14 protein-coding genes and 1 pseudogene are annotated in these 16,591 nt (G+C 74.4%); 6 read left to right on the forward strand and 9 right to left on the reverse strand.

Annotated elements, in window-relative coordinates:
- Window positions 1-11: 11 nt before the first annotated feature.
- The 3 genes from IE177_RS12765 to IE177_RS12775 all read right to left on the reverse strand — a co-directional run bounded on the left by IE177_RS12765 (window position 12) and on the right by IE177_RS12775 (window position 2,474).
- Window positions 12-1,010 carry an FAD binding domain-containing protein gene (locus IE177_RS12765; protein WP_190015380.1) on the reverse strand — a complete coding sequence of 333 codons (999 nt, stop codon included), beginning with the start codon at window positions 1,008-1,010 and terminating at the stop codon, window positions 12-14.
- Window positions 1,007-1,546: a 2Fe-2S iron-sulfur cluster-binding protein gene (locus IE177_RS12770; protein ID WP_190015381.1), complete on the reverse strand. Its 540-nt coding sequence runs from the start codon at window positions 1,544-1,546 to the stop codon at window positions 1,007-1,009. The genes IE177_RS12765 and IE177_RS12770 overlap by 4 nt, the downstream gene beginning before the upstream one ends.
- A gap of 73 nt (window positions 1,547-1,619) precedes the next feature.
- Window positions 1,620-2,474, reverse strand: coding sequence for an SCO4651 family lipoprotein (locus IE177_RS12775; protein ID WP_190015382.1), 855 nt, complete (start codon window positions 2,472-2,474; stop codon window positions 1,620-1,622).
- Window positions 2,475-2,746: 272 nt separating this feature from the next.
- On the opposite strand from IE177_RS12775, the gene IE177_RS12780 reads away from it, so the two are divergent.
- Window positions 2,747-3,265, forward strand: coding sequence for a hypothetical protein (locus IE177_RS12780; RefSeq protein WP_190015383.1), 519 nt, complete (start codon window positions 2,747-2,749; stop codon window positions 3,263-3,265).
- 52 nt (window positions 3,266-3,317) lie between these two features.
- On the opposite strand, the gene IE177_RS12785 is transcribed toward IE177_RS12780, so the two are convergent.
- Complete coding sequence (locus IE177_RS12785; protein WP_190015485.1) at window positions 3,318-5,219, reverse strand: ABC transporter ATP-binding protein; 1,902 nt, start codon at window positions 5,217-5,219, stop codon at window positions 3,318-3,320.
- 93 nt (window positions 5,220-5,312) lie between these two features.
- Between IE177_RS12785 and IE177_RS12790 the strand changes: the two genes are divergently transcribed.
- Both IE177_RS12790 and IE177_RS12795 read left to right on the forward strand, forming a co-directional pair.
- Entirely contained in the window at window positions 5,313-6,368 is a 1,056-nt protein-coding gene (locus IE177_RS12790) for a lysylphosphatidylglycerol synthase transmembrane domain-containing protein (protein ID WP_190015384.1), read from the forward strand.
- Between the two features lie 81 nt (window positions 6,369-6,449).
- Complete coding sequence (locus tag IE177_RS12795) at window positions 6,450-7,214, forward strand: crotonase/enoyl-CoA hydratase family protein (protein ID WP_190015385.1); 765 nt, start codon at window positions 6,450-6,452, stop codon at window positions 7,212-7,214.
- Window positions 7,215-7,609: 395 nt separating this feature from the next.
- On the opposite strand, the pseudogene IE177_RS12800 reads toward IE177_RS12795, so the two are convergent.
- The 3 genes and pseudogenes from IE177_RS12800 to IE177_RS12810 form a co-directional block, all read right to left on the reverse strand.
- Window positions 7,610-8,596, reverse strand: a pseudogene (locus tag IE177_RS12800) (FAD-dependent oxidoreductase); the annotation flags it as partial.
- Window positions 8,593-10,008 (reverse strand): NAD(P)/FAD-dependent oxidoreductase, encoded by a 1,416-nt coding sequence (locus IE177_RS12805; protein ID WP_190015387.1) that lies wholly within the window; start codon window positions 10,006-10,008, stop codon window positions 8,593-8,595. The gene IE177_RS12805 and the pseudogene IE177_RS12800, both read right to left, overlap by 4 nt.
- Window positions 10,005-11,435: an FGGY family carbohydrate kinase gene (locus IE177_RS12810; RefSeq protein WP_190015388.1), complete on the reverse strand. Its 1,431-nt coding sequence runs from the start codon at window positions 11,433-11,435 to the stop codon at window positions 10,005-10,007. Before IE177_RS12810 ends, IE177_RS12805 begins: the two co-directional genes overlap by 4 nt.
- A gap of 255 nt (window positions 11,436-11,690) precedes the next feature.
- Here IE177_RS12810 and IE177_RS12815 point away from each other — a divergent pair, with 255 nt between their 5' ends.
- The 3 genes from IE177_RS12815 to IE177_RS12825 all read left to right on the forward strand — a co-directional run bounded on the left by IE177_RS12815 (window position 11,691) and on the right by IE177_RS12825 (window position 15,539).
- The gene (locus tag IE177_RS12815; RefSeq protein WP_190015389.1) at window positions 11,691-12,683 is read left to right on the forward strand and encodes a hypothetical protein; all 993 of its coding nucleotides are present in this window, start codon (window positions 11,691-11,693) and stop codon (window positions 12,681-12,683) included.
- A gap of 44 nt (window positions 12,684-12,727) precedes the next feature.
- Window positions 12,728-14,260, forward strand: coding sequence for an amino acid permease (locus IE177_RS12820; protein WP_190015390.1), 1,533 nt, complete (start codon window positions 12,728-12,730; stop codon window positions 14,258-14,260).
- A 187-nt stretch (window positions 14,261-14,447) separates the two neighbouring features.
- The gene (locus tag IE177_RS12825; RefSeq protein ID WP_190015391.1) at window positions 14,448-15,539 is read left to right on the forward strand and encodes a mechanosensitive ion channel family protein; all 1,092 of its coding nucleotides are present in this window, start codon (window positions 14,448-14,450) and stop codon (window positions 15,537-15,539) included.
- A gap of 41 nt (window positions 15,540-15,580) precedes the next feature.
- On the opposite strand, the gene IE177_RS12830 is transcribed toward IE177_RS12825, so the two are convergent.
- Window positions 15,581-16,012: a DUF7144 family membrane protein gene (locus tag IE177_RS12830; RefSeq protein ID WP_190015392.1), complete on the reverse strand. Its 432-nt coding sequence runs from the start codon at window positions 16,010-16,012 to the stop codon at window positions 15,581-15,583.
- Between the two features lie 53 nt (window positions 16,013-16,065).
- Window positions 16,066-16,536 carry an SHOCT domain-containing protein gene (locus IE177_RS12835; RefSeq protein ID WP_190015393.1) on the reverse strand — a complete coding sequence of 157 codons (471 nt, stop codon included), beginning with the start codon at window positions 16,534-16,536 and terminating at the stop codon, window positions 16,066-16,068.
- Window positions 16,537-16,591 lie beyond the last annotated feature (55 nt).

Genomic DNA, 16,591 nt, shown 5'->3' on the forward strand with positions numbered 1-16,591 from the left:
CCTGTGGCGGCTCAGGCTGCCGTCGCGGGTGCCGGGGCGAGCCGGTTCAGCACGTCGAGGGCGAGGTTGCGGGCGAGGGGCACCTTGTAGGCGTTGTCCCTCAGGGGTTCGGCGTGCGCCAGTTCCAGCGCCACGGCGCCCTCGAAGGCGGCCGGGCCGGCGGGGGCGCCCAGCAGCGCCAGCTCGGCGTGCCGGGCCCGCCACGGCCGGTGGGCGAGGGCCCCGAAGGCGATCCCCACCTGGTCGACGACGCCGTCCGCGACGCGCAGCACGACGGCCACGGAGGCCAGGGCGAAGGCGTACGACGCCCGGTCGCGGGCCTTGCGGTAGGCGGAGGGGACGCCGGCCGTGGCGGCCGGGAGCAGCACGCCGGTGATCAGTTCACCGGGGCGGATCCAGGTGTCCCGCTCGGGGTGCTCGCCCGGCAGCCGGTAGAAGTCGTCCACCGGGACGCGCCGGGCGCCGTCGGTGCCGTACAGCTCGACCTGGGCGTCGAGCGCGGCGAGGGCGACGGCCATGTCGGACGGGTGGGTGGCGACGCAGTGCTCGGAGTGGCCGAGGACCGCGTGGTCGCGGTGGACGCCCTGCCGGGCGCCGCAACCGGTGCCGGGCTCGCGCTTGTTGCAGGGTTTGCCGAGGTCCTGGAAGTAGGGGCAGCGGGTGCGCTGGAGCAGGTTGCCGCCGGTGGTGGCGGCGTTGCGCAGTTGTCCGGAGGCGCCCGCGAGGAGGGCCTGGGACAGGACCGGGTAGCGGTCGCGGACGCGCGGGTCGGCGGCCAGGTCGCTGTTGCGGACGGTGGCGCCCACGCGCAGGGAGCCGTCGGGCAGCTCCTCGACGGTGCCGAGCGGCAGCCGGCCGACGTCGATGAGGGTGGCGGGGCGGGTCACGCCGAGTTTCATCAGGTCGACCAGGTTGGTGCCGCCGGCGAGGTAGTGGGCGCCCGGGTGGCCGGCGAAGGCCTCCACGGCCTCCTGGACGCTGCCCGGCCTGAGGTAGGCGAAGCCGTTCACCGGATCACGTCCTCGACAGCCTCGACGATGCGCGGATAGGCGCCGCAGCGGCACAGGTTGCCGCTCATGCGCTCACGGATCTCCGGCCGGTCCAGGGGGACGGGCCGGCCGGAGGGTGTGGCGGGGTCGGTGACGTGGGAGGGGTGGCCGGCCGCTGCCTCGGTGAGCATGCCCACGGCGGAGCAGAGCTGCCCGGGGGTGCAGTATCCGCACTGGAGGGCGTCCCGGTCCAGGAAGGCCCGTTGCAGCGGGTGCGGTTCCTCGCCGTGGCCGCCGAGGCCCTCGACGGTGGTGACCTCGCTGCCGTCGAGGGTGACGGCGAGCAGCAGGCAGCTGTTGAGGCGGCGACCGTCGACCAGGACGGTGCAGGCGCCGCACTGGCCGTGGTCGCAGCCCTTCTTCGCCCCGGTCAGGTCCAGGTCCTCGCGCAGGAGGTCCAGCAGGACGCGCCGGTGGTCGACGAGCAGGGTGTGCGGCTTGCCGTTCACGCGGAGGGTGACCTCGGAGTGGTGGCCGGGCCGGTTCGCACTGGTCATGGCACGGGGGACCTTCCGGACGGCGGGGCTTTCCGTGTACACCGCGTATCCAGGCCCGGGCGGCTCACACGTATCAGCCGGCGGCGGCGCGGGCCATCCGGTCGGTGACGTCCGCGGTGTCCCCGGCGGGCGGCGCCGTGACGTCGACGGCGGTCCCGTAGTCGGTGAAGCGCAGCACGGTCGTGCTCGTCACGGTGGTGTCCTCCTTGCCCGGTGTCCGCTGCTTGAGCGGGCGCAGGGCGAGCCGGACGCTCTCCTGGCGCAGCCGGCCCCGCTCGTCCAGCCACAGGTCCACCGGGAGCGAGGACTTCCCGAGCTGGCGGCGCAGTTCCTGTTCCTGGCCCTTGTCCCCCCGGGAGAGGGCGGAGACGGGCACGGAGACGCGGTAGTGGGTGGTGCGGGTGCCGTCGACGGTCCGGGTGCCGAGCCGGGTGACGTCCCCGGAGCCGATGTGCTTGAGGTAGCGGACCGGTTCGGCGGGGTCGGTGACCTGGGACCGTCCGGCCGATCCCTGGCGCGTCAGCCGGGCGAGGTCGATCTTCATCCAGGTCTTGCCGCCCGGGACGGATCCGCCCCGCCCGCCGGACGGCTTCTGGTACACGACGCCGTCGACGACGCGCTGCTCGACGGTGGTGCCCTGGGAGGTGAGCGTGACGCGGCTGGTGCCGTCCCTCAGATCGGCCACGCCGCCGCCGTGCGCGGTGAGCGCCTGTCCCTCGGCGACGACCCTGGTGGTGACGGTCATCCGCGCGGTGTCCGCGGCCACCGTCTTGCGGTAGGCGTCCTGGACGGCCCGGACGGGCGGGGTCGCGCCCGGACGTGCTCGCGTGTCGCCGCCCTTCCCGGTGCCGTCCTCGCCGCCGCAGCCGGTCAGCCCGGCGGCCAGGGCGAGTACGGCGACGGCACGTGCGACGTGGGCTTTGGTCACGATGGGCTCTCCTGACAAGTGGGTTGCTCCTGCGGCTACTTGACCTGATCCCGGTTTCCCCGCCGGTTGCCGCTCACGCCCGCCGCCGTCACGGGGCCGCTTCCGCCGCCGTGGTCGCGTGCCGCACCCGGCGGCCGTGCCCCGGGCGGCCGTGCGACGGGGCCGTTCGGGTGGCTGTGCCGCTCCGGTGCCTCACCCCGTGTGCGCGACCCGGCCGTCTTCCCTTCACTGAGGAGGTGACGGATGGTTCCGGGGTTCACGGGAGGCATGGCATGGCAAGGCACTGGACACGGGGTGCGGCGGGCGCGGTGCTGGCCCTGGCCGGCGTGGTCGCGGCGGCCGGCTGCTCGAACGACTCCGGCAGCCCCTCCGGCAATTCCAGCAAGGCGGCGTCGGCGGCCAGCAAGGCGGCCTCGGCGGCCTCCTCCGCGGCCTCCTCCCTCGCCTCCCAGGGCTCCGACGCGCTGGCCTCGGCCTCGGCGGAGGCGAAGCGCAAACTCGACGAGGCCAAGGGCGGGGTGCAGGCCAAGGACGACGTGACACTCGGCACCCCCGCCGTCGGAGGCGACGGCAAGGCCACGGCGAAGGTGACCGCCAAGAACACGGCGGACTCCGGCAAGTCCTTCGCCGTCCAGGTCAACTTCACGGACACGAGCGGGAACCTGCTGGACGTCGTCGTGGTGAACATCAAGGACGTGGCCGCCGGCGCCTCCGGGGAGGGCACCGCCACCAGCCACCGCAAGCTGACCGGCCAGGTGAGGACGGCCGTCGGCACCGCCTTGCGCTACTGACCGTCCCGCGCCGCGGGCCGGGGCCGGACCGGCCCCGGTCCGCGGGCGCCGGTCAGACCAGACCCGCCGGCGTCTCGGCGCCGGCGGGCTCCCGCGCCTCCCGCTGGGCGAACTGCGTGCGGTACAGCTCGGCGTAGCGCCCGTCCGCCGCCAGCAGTTCCTCGTGGGTGCCCCGCTCGGCGATGCGGCCGGCCTCGACGACCAGGATCTGGTCGGCGGCCCGGACCGTGGACAGGCGGTGGGCGATCACCACGGCGGTGCGGCCCGCCAGGGCCTCGGTGAGCGCCTCCTGGACGGCCACCTCGGAGGTGTTGTCCAGGTGGGCGGTGGCCTCGTCGAGGATGACGACGCGCTGGCGGGCCAGCAGCAGGCGGGCGATGGTCATGCGCTGGCGTTCGCCGCCGGACAGCCGGTAGCCGCGCTCGCCCACGACCGTGTCCAGGCCGTCGGGCAGGGACCGTACGACATCGTCGAGGCGGGCGCGGCCGAGGGCGTTCCACAGCTCGTCGTCGGTGGCCTCCGGGCGGGCGAGGAGCAGGTTGGCGCGGACGGTGTCGTGGAAGAGGTGGCCGTCCTGGGTGACCATGCCCAGCGTGGCGCGCAGGGAGGCGGCGGTGAGGTCGCGGACGTCGGCCCCGCCGAGGCGGACGGCGCCCGCGTCGACGTCGTACAGGCGCGGCAGGAGCTGCGCGATGGTCGACTTGCCGGCGCCGGAGGAACCGACGAGGGCGATGGTCTGACCGGGTTCGGCGCGGAAGGAGACGCCGTGCAGGACCTCGGAACCGCCGCGGGTGTCGAGGGCGGCGACCTCCTCCAGGGAGGCCAGGGAGACCTGGTCGGCGGCAGGATAGGAGAAGCGGACGTCGTCGAACTCGACGGCTACCGGCCCCTCGGGCACCTCGCCGGCATCGGGCTTCTCCTCGATGAGCGGCTTGAGGTCCAGCACCTCGAAGACCCGCTCGAAGCTGACGAGGGCGCTCATCACCTCGACGCGGGCCCCGGCGAGCGCGGTCAGCGGGGCGTAGAGCCGGGTCAGCAGCAGGGCGAGGGAGACCACGGCGCCCGCCTCCAGGGTGCCGTGCAGCGCGAACCAGCCGCCGAGGCCGTAGACGAGGGCCAGCGCGAGGGCGGAGACCAGGGTGAGGGAGGTGATGAAGACCGACTGGGCCGTCGCCGTGCGCACCCCGATGTCCCGGACCCGGGCTGCGCGCGCCGCGAACTCCGCCGACTCCTCCTCCGGCCGGCCGAACAGCTTGACCAGGGTGGCGCCGGGGGCGGAGAAACGCTCGGTCATCCGGGTGCCCATGGCCGCGTTCAGCGCCGCCGCCTCCCGCTGCATCCGGGCCATCCGGCCGCCCATGCGGCGGGCGGGCAGCACGAACGCCGGCAGCAGCACCAGCGCGAGCAGCGTGATCTGCCAGGACAGGGTGAGCATGACCGCGAGGGTGAGCAGCAGGGTGACCAGGTTGCTCACCACGCCCGACAGCGTGTTGGCGAAGGCCCGCTGGGCGCCGATCACGTCGTTGTTGAGACGGCTGACCAGCGCGCCCGTACGGGTGCGTGTGAAGAACGCGACGGGCATGCGCTGCACATGATCGAACACAGCCGTTCTGAGGTCGAGGATGAGTCCCTCCCCGAGCGTCGCCGACAGACGCCGGCCGAGGATGCCGAGCGCCGCCTCCGCGAGGGCGACGACCGCGATGAGCAGGGACAGCCGCACCACGGTGCCGGAGTCGTGCCCCGCCACGATCGCGTCGACGACGTGTCCGGCCAGTACGGGGGTCGCCACGGCGAGCAGTGCGCTCACCACCCCGAGCAGCACGAACTTGACGATGCCGGCGCGGTGCGGGCGGGCGAAGGCGGCGATGCGGCGCAGCGTGGCGCGGGCGAGGGGACGGCGCTCCGACTGCGCGTTCATCACGCTGTGCAGCTGCGTCCATGCGGTGGTCTCCATGCTCATGGAAGAGAACGTAGAACCTCAAGCTTCGTTGAGGTCAATGTCCGCGCGCTTTTCTTCCCGCGGGCGTCCCCTCACCCGAAGGACCCGATGACCGCAGTCCGTCATCCGCCGGCCGCGGTCGCGGTCGCGCCGTCCTCCGTCGGGACCGCGCGGAAGGCCTCGCGTGATGTGACCGCCGCCCCGTCCTCCCCGCCCGCGCCGGGACGGCTTCCCCGTCGCGTCCCCGTCCGCCGGGTGCTGTGCCTGGTTCCTCTCGTCCTCGTCGCCGTGGCCGCCGTGCACCATCGCTCCGTGCTCGGCGAGGGCTTCGGCCGGCTGCGTACCGCCTCCTGGCCGTGGCTGCTCGCGGCGGCCGGCGCCACCTGCCTGACCTGGGTGGCCGCCGCGGTCACCCGGCAGGGCGCGCTGGTGCAGCCGCTGCCGAGGGGCCGGCTGCTGGCCACCCAGTTCGCGGCGGCCGCGGCCAACCACCTGCTGCCGACCGGGCTCGGCGCGGGCGCGGTGAACCTGCGCTTCATGACCGTGTGCGGGGTGCCGCTCGCCCGTTCCTCGGCCGCGCTCGCCCTGTACCTGCTGGCCGGGTGCGTGGGCCGGCTCGGCCTGCTGGCCGCGCTGCTGATCGCCTTCCCCGGCGCGTTGCGGCTCGGCGCCCTGCTGCCGGACGGCTCGGTGCTGTGGCTGACGGCGGCCGCGGCCGGCCTGCTGGTCGCCGTGGCGGCCGCGCTGGCGCTGGTACGCCGGCTGCGCGCGCGGGTCTGCGCGTTCGCGCGGGAGGCGCTGGGCGAAGCGAGGTCGGTGCACGCGCGCCCGGCCCGTGCGCTGGCCCTGTGGGGCGGCTCGCTGGCCTTCCCCGCGCTCCAGGCGGCCGCGCTCGCGGCGGTCGGCCAGGCGCTGCGGCTGCCGGTGCCGCCCGCGCACACGGCGCTGGCGTATCTGGCCGCGACGGTCGCGGCCGCCCTGGTGCCGACGCCGGGCGGGCTGGGTTCCGTCGAGACGGCGCTGATCGTGGCGCTGGTCGCGATGGGCGGCCCGGTCGCGGTGGCCACGGCGGTGGTGCTGGCCTACCGGATCATCACCGTGTGGCTGCCGCTGGTGCCGGGAGCGCTGACGCTGGCGGCGCTGGTGCGGCTGAAGGTCATCTGACCCCTGTGCGCCCCGGCCGGCCCCGCCGCTGGGAAGCTGCTCCCAGGTCACTCGCCCGTCGCGCACCAGGGAGGTCGCCGTATGTCGGTCCGGATCGAGCGGCAGGAGTACGTCACCACGGTCGTCCTCTCCCGGCCGGAGGCCCGCAACGCCGTCGACGGCCCGACGGCCGCCGCGCTCGCGGCCGCCTTCCGGGCGTTCGAGGAGGACGACGGTGCCCGTGTGGCGGTGCTGTGGGGCGAGGGCGGCACGTTCTGCGCCGGCGCGGACCTGAAGGCGATCGGCACCGGGCACGGCAACCGGGTCGCCGAGGACGGCGACGGGCCGATGGGACCGACCCGCATGCGGCTGTCCAAGCCGGTGATCGCTGCGGTGGCCGGGCACGCGGTCGCGGGCGGCCTCGAACTCGCCCTGTGGTGCGACCTGCGGGTCGCGGAGGAGGACGCCGTGTTCGGGGTGTTCTGCCGCCGCTGGGGCGTGCCCCTGATCGACGGCGGCACGGTACGGCTGCCCCGGCTGATCGGCACGGGCCGGGCGATGGACATGATCCTCACCGGCCGGCCCGTCCCGGCCCGTGAAGCCCATGCGATCGGCCTCGCCGACCGCCTGGTGCCGGCCGGCCGGGCGCGCGCGGAGGCCGAGGCTCTGGCGGCGCAACTCGCGCGGCTCCCGCAGGCCTGCCTGCGCAGCGACCGCGCGTCGGTCCTCGACCAGGAAGGCCGGGACGAGGAGACGGCGATGCGGAACGAACTCCGGCACGGTACGGGCGTGCTTGCGGAGGGCCGGGAGGGCGCGGCCCGCTTCGCCGCGGGCGCCGGCCGCCACGGAACCGCCGCCGGCCTGTGAGCGGGGCCGCCGCCGGCCTGTGAGCCCGGGGCCGTCACCGGCCGGTCCCGCCCGGTGCCACCGCGCCCCGAACACCTCGCCGGAAGGAACGCGGCGGACTCGACCGGGCTCGCCGCGTCGCCGTCCCCGATGAGGCAGCAGAGGGCGACGTCGCCACACGCCACCGCCCCGGACAGCGCCCCGGGCAACCCCCCGGGCGCGGCACGGGCGGTGCCGCGTCCCGCCCGCCTGAAGCCCCCGAGCGCCTTGCCCGTCACCCCGCGTGCGCGGGCCGGCGGGCACCACGCGGACCGCACGCCGTGGGGCCGCGGTCAGCGGCGTGCCCGGGGAACCGGGTGCGCGGCGTGGGCCGGTGGCGGAGGACGCCGCGCGCCTGCGGTCGCTCAGGGGGCGGCTGCGGTCGGCGACCCTGCCTCCGCCAGCCATCGCAGGACGGCGCTGCCCGTCGCCGTGCCGTCCTCGGCCGCCGCCGGAGCCCGTCGACCGGGATCGCACAGGCCACCGGCGACGAACACGCCCGGGTGGGACGTGTGCGGGCCGGTGGAGAGGGTGATGCCGCCGCGGCGGGCCAGCTCGTTCTCGGCGACGAAGTCGCCGGTGAAGACGACCGTGTCGCAGGGCAGTACGGCCGTACGCCCGTCGCGGTGCCGTACGCGGACGCCGGACAGGCGCCCGCGGCCCAGGAGTTCCGTGACCGTGGTGTCCGTCAGCAGCGGAGTGCCGAGGCGCAGCCGGGCCCACTGGGCGCGGGCGGGCGCCGTGGCGGCGCGGGGGGCGTCCGTGACCTGGGCGACGACCTGTGCGCCGGACGCGCGCACGGTGCCGGCCGCCGCGTACGAGACGTTCCCGGCGCCGACCACGACCGCGCGTGTTCCGATGTGCTGCCCGAACAGATGGACGGCCTGCTGGAGTTCGCCGGTGGTGTAGACACCGGCGGGTCGGGTCCCCGGCACCAGCCGGGCGGTGCGCGGCCGTTCGCGGGCGCCGGTGGCCAGGACGACCGCCCGCGCCTCGATCGTCTCCACTCCGCCGGGACCCACGGTGGTGAGCGCCGGGCTTCCTTGGGCGGTGGCGCCGGCCGGGGCCGCCCAGTCCAGGACCGTCACGTTCGTGCGGATCACGGCTCCCGTCCGTTCGGCGGCCTCGCACAGCAGGCGGGCGTACCCGGGGCCGGTCAGCGGACGCGTCCAGGTGCCGAAACCGCCGTGCGCGCAGTGCCTCGGCACTCCCCCGGACCGCGCCTCCCGCTCCAGCACCTCCACCCGGCCGGCGCCGGCGGCGGCCAGCCGCGCGGCGGCGGCGAGTCCGGCGGGGCCGGCTCCGACGACGAGGACGTCGACGCGCCGCCGGACCGTCGTGGCCGCCGTGCTCTCGCTGGTCATGGCCGGCCCCTCTCCTCCAGGCCCCGTTCGAGCAACTCCCGCACCGTCGCCCCGCAGTAGAAGCCCTGGCAGCGGCCCGCGCGGGCGCGGGTGCGGCGGCGCAGGCCCTCCAGGGTCCGCGCCGGGACCGGGCCGGTGAGGGCGTCGCGGATCTCCCCCCGGGAGACGCGCTCGCAGTGGCAGACGAGGGTGCCGTACTCGGGGTCGGCGGCGACGAGTTCGGGCCGCTGGTGCGGGCGCGGGAACGCCTCGCCGAGGTTGGGCATGGTCACGGGCTCCGGTTCCCGTACCGGGCCGAGGTCGAGGCCGGTGACGGCCAGCAGACCGGTGACGTGGGCGGCGATGGCGAGGGAGGCGGTCAGGCCGGTGGAGCGGATGCCGCCGACGGTGACGTACGCCTGCCCGGGGTGAGCGGTGATCCGGTAGTCCTCGTGCCCGGTCGCCGCGCGCAGCCCGGCGTAGACGGCGGTGACGTCCTCGTCGAGCAGGGCGGGCAGGACGCGGCGGCCCTGCTCCCGCAGCAGCTCGAGTCCCCCGGCGGTCGAGTGCGTGGCCCGCTTGTCGTGCAGGTCCTCGGCGGTGGGGCCCAGCAGGACGTTGCCGTAGACGGTGGGGGCGACGAGGACGCCCTTGCCGAGGGCCGTCGGGACGGGCAGGAGGATGTGCCGCACGAGCGGGCGGGCGAGCTTGTCGTAGACCAGGAGCTGGCCCCGCCGCGGGGTGACGGTGAAGTCCTCGTGGCCGAGCAGGCGGTCGAGGGTGTCGGCGTGCAGCCCGGCGGCGTTGACCAGCCGGCGGGCGCGCAGGACGCCGCGGGAGGTGGTCAGGCGGTGTTCCCCCTCCCCGCCGGCCTGCCGCACCTCGGTGTTCAGGTGCAGGTCCACTCCGGCGCGGACCGCCTGGGTGGCGTAGGCCAGGGTCGTCGTCCACGGGCAGACGATGCTCTCCCCCGGCACGTGCAGGGCGCCGAGCGCGCCCTGGCCGAGGTGCGGTTCGCGGGCGTACAGTTCGCCGGCGTCCAGCAGGCGGGTGTCGTGGTAGTCGTTGCGCTCGGCCTTGCGGGCCAGCCGGGGCAGGGCGGCGAGTTGCTCCTCGTCCCAGGCGACGAGCAGGGCGCCGACGCGTTCGACGGGGATGCCGCAGGCGGCGGCGTAGGCGCCGAGGAGCCCGTGGCCCTGGCGGACCAGCCGGGCCTCCAGGGTGCCGGGGGTCGCGTCGAAACCGGTGTGCAGGATCGCGGTGTTGGCCTTGGAGGTGCCCTGACCGACGTCGTCCTGGGCCTCCACCAGGGCGACGCGCAGCCGGGGGTGGCGGGCGAGTTCGCGGGCGATGGCACAGCCGACGACGCCGGCGCCGACCACCGCGACGTCGTACGTCGTGGAGGGCAGCGGGCCCCGCGCCGTGACGGTCATGAGCCGAGCAGCGCGGCGACGGCGTCGCGGAAGCCGGCGCGGCGTTCGGCGGCCTGGCCTGCGCTGATGCGGGGTTCGTAGACGACGGCGGGCTCAGGGTCGGGCAGGGCGGCCTCGACGGCGAGTGCGGGGTCCGCGCCGAGCCGGGCGAGCGCGGCGGCGCCGAGTGCGGTGGCGTCGGGCAGCGCGGAGACCTCGACGGGGCGCTGCAGCAGGTCGGCCTGGGTCTGCATGAGGAGCGCGGAGCGGGTGAGGCCGCCGTCGACGCGCAGCAGGTCCAGGGGTGCGCCGAGGTCGTCGGCCGCCGCCTCGGCGAGTTCGGCGACCTGGGCGGCGATGCCTTCGCACAGGGCGCGCACCAGGTGTCCGGGTGTGGTGTCGAGGCCGAGTCCGGTGAGGGAGCCGCGCACGTCACCGCGCCACCAGGGGGCGGCGAGCCCGGCGAGGGCGGGGACGAAGGTGACGCCACCGCTGTCGGGGACGGCGCCGCCGACCGGGTCGAGGTCGGCCGGGCTCGTGAGGACGCCGAGGTCGGTGAGCCAGCGGACGGCGGAGGCGGCGGTGTAGACCTGGCCGTCGAGGCAGTAGCTGGTGGTTCCGGCGAGCCGCCAGGCCACGCAGCTGACCAGTCCGGAGGTGCCGCGCCGGGGACGCTCGCCGGTGTGCGCCAGCAGGAACGCGCCGGTTCCGTAGGTGCACTTGGCGGCACCGGGACCGGTGACCCGCTGGGCGAGCAGGGCGGCCTGCTGGTCGACGATCAGGCCGGTGAGCGGGATCTCGGCGCCGAACGCCCGTGTGGTGCCGACCGGTCGGGCGGCGTCGGTCACCTCGGGGAGGCATTCGCCGGTCAGGCCGTAGAGGTCGAGGGCGCGCGGGGACCACTCGGTGCGGTCCAGGTCGAGGAGCTGGGTGCGGCCGGCGGTGGCCGCGTCGGTGGCGAAGGCGCCGGTGAGGCGGTGGACCAGCCAGGCGTCGGAGGTGGTGACGACGCCCTCGCGGGTGAGGTGGCGGCGGATCCAGGCCATTTTGGGGGCGGCGAAGTACGGGTCGAGCGGCAGACCGGTCAGGTGCTGCAACTCCGTTTCGTGCTCAGCGAGTTCGACGCAGATGGCCTCGGCGCGCCGGTCCTGCCACACCAGGGCGGTGGTCAGCGGCCGGCCGGTGGCCGGGTCCCAGGCGAGAACGGTCTCGCCCTGGTTGGCCAGACCCAGCGCCACGACGTCCTCGCCGGCCTCGGCGAGTGCCCGCCGGCCGGCGTCGACGACCGAGCCGTACAGGGCGTCCGGGTCCACCTCGACCAGGCCACCGGACAGATGGCGGGGTCGCACCTCGGCGAATCCGGTGCCGAGGACGCCGCGTTCCGGGCAGACCACGAGGGCCTTGGTGCCGGACGTGCCCTGGTCGACGGCGAGCACCGGCCCCGTCATCGCGCCTCCCGAACTGCGGCCTCGAAGATCACGGCGTAGCCTGCCGTCGCACCGCACCCGGAGTCAAGGGCGGCTGACGGGCGGTCACCAGGGCTGATCAATAGTTGAGTTGGCAACAATGGCACCCGCGGAAGCCGCCGCTCTATAGTGACCGCCGACCGCTCACGCAACACTTCAATCACCGCCCAGGGGAGGGCTGTTGCTACGTCACCCCGCCACCTCGCCCGTGCGCCGGGGGCAGGGGGCCGACGGCTGATGGCCAGAGAAGGAGCCCGACCCTCCTACGACCCGGCCGGCCCCGACCACGCCCTGCGCACCGCGCTCCAGGACCTGCGCACCGGGCGCTGGATGGCCATGCGCACCCTGCTCGCGGACACCCGGCAGTGGTGGCAGTGGACCCAGCGCACCCAGGTCCTCGCCGCGGCCGCGGCGGGCACCGACGTGGTACGCGCCTGGCTCGCGGAGGAGCCGGGCAGCGGGCCGGCGACGGTGATGCACGCCCGCGTCTGCGTGGAGCGTGCGTTACGGGCCCAGCGTGAACGGCACCGCCGCACCCACGAGTTGTGGATCGAGGCCTGGGACGCCGCCCAGTCCGCCTGCCACGCCGCCCCGCAGGACCCCGTGCCCTGGGTGTGCCTGCTGGCACTCGCCCAGCTCGATCCGGAACAGCGGTGGGAGGAACACCGGGCCGCCGCGCCGGATCCGATGCTGCCGCCGGGCCCCTGGGGACTGCTGGCCGAGGCCGGCAGGCGCGACCCCTACAACCGCGAGGCCCACCACCGGATGCTGCAGTTCCTCTACGCGCGTGGCGGATCGGGCCGGCTCGCGGAGGCCGCGGGATACGCGCAGTGGGCCGCCGGGCAGGCCCCGCCCGGTTCGGCGCTGCACGTGCTGCCGGTGTACGTCCGCGTCGAGCGCTACCGGCGCGACAGCGGGCACGACGCGGCGCTGGACCTGCACTGGGTGGCCGAGGACGCCACCCGGGAGGCACACCGCGCGCTGCGGTCCTGGTTCGAGCACACCCACCGCGCCGAGCGCTCGGTGCCGGACCTGAACCACCTGGCCCACGCCCTGTGGGGCTCCCTGCAGTTCCAGGACGCGGCGAGGGTGTTCGACGCGATCGGGCCGTACTTCACGCCCCCGCCCTGGATGTACCGCACGCCCGACCGCGACCGCGCCGTGGAGATCTTCGTACAGGCCCGGGACCGCTGCCGGGCGGCCGCGGACGGCTTCTCCACGCCCCGCTGAAAGCCCCCGTTCTCGAAGTCCCCCGACCCCCCGGAGGTTCCCGCATGTCCCGCACCCCCGACCCAGCGCCGTCCCCGGGCCTGCCGCAGCAGGACGAGGAACAGCGCCTGCGCGAACTCGGCTACCGGCCCGTGCTGGCCCGCCGCATGGGCGGCTTCGGCAACTTCGCGATCAGTTTCTCGGTGATCTCGATCCTGTCCGGCTGCATGACCCTGTACCTGTTCGGCATGAACACCGGCGGTCCCGCCGTGATGCTGTGGGGCTGGGCGGCCGTCGGCCTGTTCGTGCTGTGCGTCGGCCTCTCGCTCGCCGAGGTCACCAGCGCCTATCCCACCTCCGGGGCCCTCTACTACATGGCCGACCGGCTTGGTGGCCGCCGCTGGGGCTGGTACACGGGCTGGCTCAACCTGCTCGGCCTGCTGGGCGCGATCGCCGGCATCGACTACGGCGCGGCCCTGTTCATCGGCGCGTTCGCCAACATCCAGTGGGGCTTCGAACCGACGCCCGGCAAGACCATGCTGATCTTCACCGCCATCCTGCTGCTGCACGCGGTGCTCAACCTGTTCGGCGTGCGCCTGGTCAGCGTGCTCAACTCGGTCAGCGTCTGGTGGCACCTGGCGGGCGTGGCGCTGATCGTCGGCGCGCTCGCGATCTTCCCCGACCACCACCAGTCGCCGTCCTTCGTGTTCACCGAGTTCGTCAACGAGACCGGCTGGCACAACCCGCTGTACGTGGCGGCGATCGGCCTGCTGCTCGCGCAGTACACCTTCTCCGGCTACGACGCCTCGGCCCACCTGTCGGAGGAGACCTCGCACGCCTCGGTGGCCGCGTCCCGCGGCATCGTCCGGGCCATCTGGGTGTCCTGGGTGGCGGGCTTCGTCCTGCTGGCCGGTCTCACCTTCGCCATCCAGGACTACGACGCCACGCGCACCACGGACACCAGGGTGCCGCCCGCCCAGATCATGCTCGACGGGCTCGGCACCGGCGGCGCCAGCGCGCTGCTGCTCGTCGTGATCACCGCCCAGCTGTTCTGCGGGAACGCGGAGGTCGCCGCCGCCAGCCGGATGGTGTTCGCCTTCAGCCGGGACGGTGCGCTGCCCGGCTCGCACCTGTGGCGCAAGGTGAGCGACCGCACCCAGACGCCGGTCGCCGCCGTGTGGCTGTCGGTGGTCGTGGCGGGTGTCCTCGCCCTGCCGTCCCTGTACTCGTCGACGGCGTACAACGCGGTGACCGCCATCAACGTCATCGGCATCACCCCCGCCTACGCCATCCCCGTGTTCCTGCGGCTGCGGGCCGGCGACCGCTTCCGGCCCGGGCCGTGGCACCTGGGCCGGTGGAGCAGGCCCGTCGGCTGGATCGCCGTGGTGTGGGTGGCGTGCGTGACGGTCCTGTTCTGCCTGCCGCAGGGCTCGCCGGTGACGGTCGACACGATGAACTACGCCTCGATCGCCCTCGCCGTCGTCCTGGTCCTCGCCAGCGTCTGGTGGTACGTCGCACGCCGGTCGTACGGCACGCCCACCACCGCCGCGTACGGCAGCGACCGCGACCAGGCGGAGTTCGCGGAGGGCATCGTCTGAGCGGTGCGCCCGCGACGCCGGCCGGATTGCGAACCGGCGCACCGGATACGGCAGGATGAGCGATCGCGCGGGCGGGGCCCGGACGGACGGCCCGCGCGATCGCACATCCCGGACATCGAGCAGGTGACAACGTGACGCGAACTCACATCAGGCTCCGCGCAGCCGATCGGCGCCCCGGAGGTGACCGGTGAACCGCGCACTGACCCTGGACGACTCCGTCCTCGCCGGAATCGCCCTGGCGGCGGGCCTGTTGCTCGCCTTCATGTCGCGCACGCTGCTGCGCTGGCTGGCGAAGCACGCCAAGCGGACCCGCTGGAGCGGCGACGACGTCATCGTCGACTCACTGCGCACGGTCGTCCCCTGGGCCGCCATCGCGGGCGGCGCGGCCGCGGCCGCGGCGGTGCTGCCGCTGACCAGAACCGTCCAGCACCACGTCGACCAGCTCCTGCAGGTCGGGCTCATCCTGGTGGTGACCCTGTCCGCGGCCCGGGTGATCTCCGGGCTGGTCCGCTCGGTCACCCAGTCCCGCTCGGGCGTCGCGGGCTCGGCGACCATCTTCGTGAACATCACCCGGGTCCTGGTGCTGGCGATCGGCTTCCTGGTCGTGCTCCAGACGCTGGGGGTCTCCATCGCGCCCCTGCTGACCGCCCTGGGCGTGGGCGGTCTGGCCGTGGCCCTCGCGCTGCAGGACACCCTCGCCAACCTCTTCGCGGGCGTCCACATCCTCGCCTCCAAGACCGTCCAGCCGGGCGACTACATCCGGCTGAGCAGCGGTGAGGAGGGCTACGTCGTGGACATCAACTGGCGCCAGACGACGGTCCGCCAGCTCTCCAACAACCTGGTGGTCATCCCCAACGGCCAGCTGGCGAAGACCAACATGACCAACTACACGCGTCCTGAGCAGCAGTTGACGATCCTGGTGCAGGTGGGCGTGAGCTACGACAGTGATCTCGACCAGGTGGAGCGGGTCACGACGGAGGTCATCGCCGAGACGATGCGCGATGTCGCCGGCGCCGTCCCGGAGCACGAGCCCGCGATCCGCTTCCACACCTTCGGCGACTCGCGCATCGGCTTCACGGTGATCCTCGGCGTCGGCGAGTTCAGTGACCAGTACCGGATCAAGCACGAGTTCATCAAGCGCCTGCACCGCCGCTACCGCGCGGAGGGCATCCGCATCCCGTCCCCGGTCAGGACGGTGGCCCTGCAGCAGGGCTCGGTGGTGATACCGCAGCAGCGCGGCGCGGACGAGTGGGCGCCGGAGTCCTCGCACGCCGAGTAGGGCCGGGGGCCGGGCGGGGGCCGGACGGCCCCCGCCGGCTCCTACGCCCTCATTCCCGGGCTCTCCGGCTGCACCGCGCACAGGGCCCAGATGATGAAGCCCGAGACCGCGATCATCACGACCGACCAGACCGGGTAGTACGGCAGCGAGAGGAAGTTGGCGATGATCACCAGCCCGGCTATGGCCACGCCGGCGACGCGTGCCCACATCGCCGGGCCGAACAGGCCGAAGCTGACCGCCACGGCGATCACGCCCAGGACCAGGTGGATCCAGCCCCAGCTGGTGAGGTCGAACTTGAAGACGTAGTTCGGCGTCGTGACGAAGACGTCGTCCCGGGCGATCGCCATGATGCCCCGGAAGAGGCTGAGCAGCCCGGCGATCATCAGCATGACGCCCGCGAAGGCCGTCAGGCCGCCCGCCCACTGCTGCTTGGCGGTCCGGGTGTGAGCGCGTGCGTGAGGTGTCGTGGCCATGTGGTGATCTCGTTTCGTTGTCGGGGGCGTGCCCGGCTCGTCGCCGGGCGTTCTCAGCGCCCGGACGTCGTGGGTACGGAGTCGGAGGGCCGAGCCTCCCCGGCGCCGCCGAGGACCTGATCCTTGGCCCTGCGGAACTCGTCCTCGGTGATGTCACCGCGGGAACGCATGCCGGCGAGCCTCTCGAGTTCGTCGGCGCTGCCGGTGGCGGCCGCCCCGCCCCCCGCTGCCTGCCGGACGTAGGAGTCGAAGGCCTCCCGCTGGGCGCGCGCGTCCGCCAGCTCCCGCTGCCCCATGCCCCTGCCGCGTGCGATCAGGTACACCAGGATGCCCAGGAAGGGCAGCACGACGACGAAGAGCGTCCAGGCGGCCTTGGCCCAGCCGCCCAGGGTGTCGTCGCGGAAGATGTCGACGATGACCTTGAACAGCAGGACGAACCAGATGATCCACAGGAAGAACTCCAGCATCGTCCAGAAGACGCCCAGCAGCGGATAGTCGTACGCCAGGTAGGTCTGCGCGCTCATGTCTCGCCTCCGTCCGGGACGGGGAACGGCCGGGGTGCCGGGCCGGTGTCCGCAG

This window comes from Streptomyces lucensis JCM 4490, from assembly GCF_014650035.1.
Taxonomy (GTDB): domain Bacteria; phylum Actinomycetota; class Actinomycetes; order Streptomycetales; family Streptomycetaceae; genus Streptomyces; species Streptomyces lucensis.

Excerpts from the sequence above, each read along its gene's own strand:
- IE177_RS12810 (WP_190015388.1), bottom strand. The coding sequence starts at position 11,435 with ATGACGGGGCCGGTGCTCGCCGTCGACCAGGGCACGTCCGGCACCAAG.
- IE177_RS12815 (WP_190015389.1), top strand. The coding sequence starts at position 11,691 with ATGGCCAGAGAAGGAGCCCGACCCTCCTACGACCCGGCCGGCCCCGAC.
- IE177_RS12835 (WP_190015393.1), bottom strand. The coding sequence starts at position 16,536 with ATGAGCGCGCAGACCTACCTGGCGTACGACTATCCGCTGCTGGGCGTC.
- IE177_RS12790 (WP_190015384.1), top strand. The coding sequence starts at position 5,313 with ATGACCGCAGTCCGTCATCCGCCGGCCGCGGTCGCGGTCGCGCCGTCC.
- IE177_RS12805 (WP_190015387.1), bottom strand. The coding sequence starts at position 10,008 with ATGACCGTCACGGCGCGGGGCCCGCTGCCCTCCACGACGTACGACGTC.
- IE177_RS12820 (WP_190015390.1), top strand. The coding sequence starts at position 12,728 with ATGTCCCGCACCCCCGACCCAGCGCCGTCCCCGGGCCTGCCGCAGCAG.
- IE177_RS12830 (WP_190015392.1), bottom strand. The coding sequence starts at position 16,012 with ATGGCCACGACACCTCACGCACGCGCTCACACCCGGACCGCCAAGCAG.
- IE177_RS12795 (WP_190015385.1), top strand. The coding sequence starts at position 6,450 with ATGTCGGTCCGGATCGAGCGGCAGGAGTACGTCACCACGGTCGTCCTC.
- IE177_RS12770 (WP_190015381.1), bottom strand. The coding sequence starts at position 1,546 with ATGACCAGTGCGAACCGGCCCGGCCACCACTCCGAGGTCACCCTCCGC.
- IE177_RS12785 (WP_190015485.1), bottom strand. The coding sequence starts at position 5,219 with ATGGAGACCACCGCATGGACGCAGCTGCACAGCGTGATGAACGCGCAG.
- IE177_RS12780 (WP_190015383.1), top strand. The coding sequence starts at position 2,747 with ATGGCAAGGCACTGGACACGGGGTGCGGCGGGCGCGGTGCTGGCCCTG.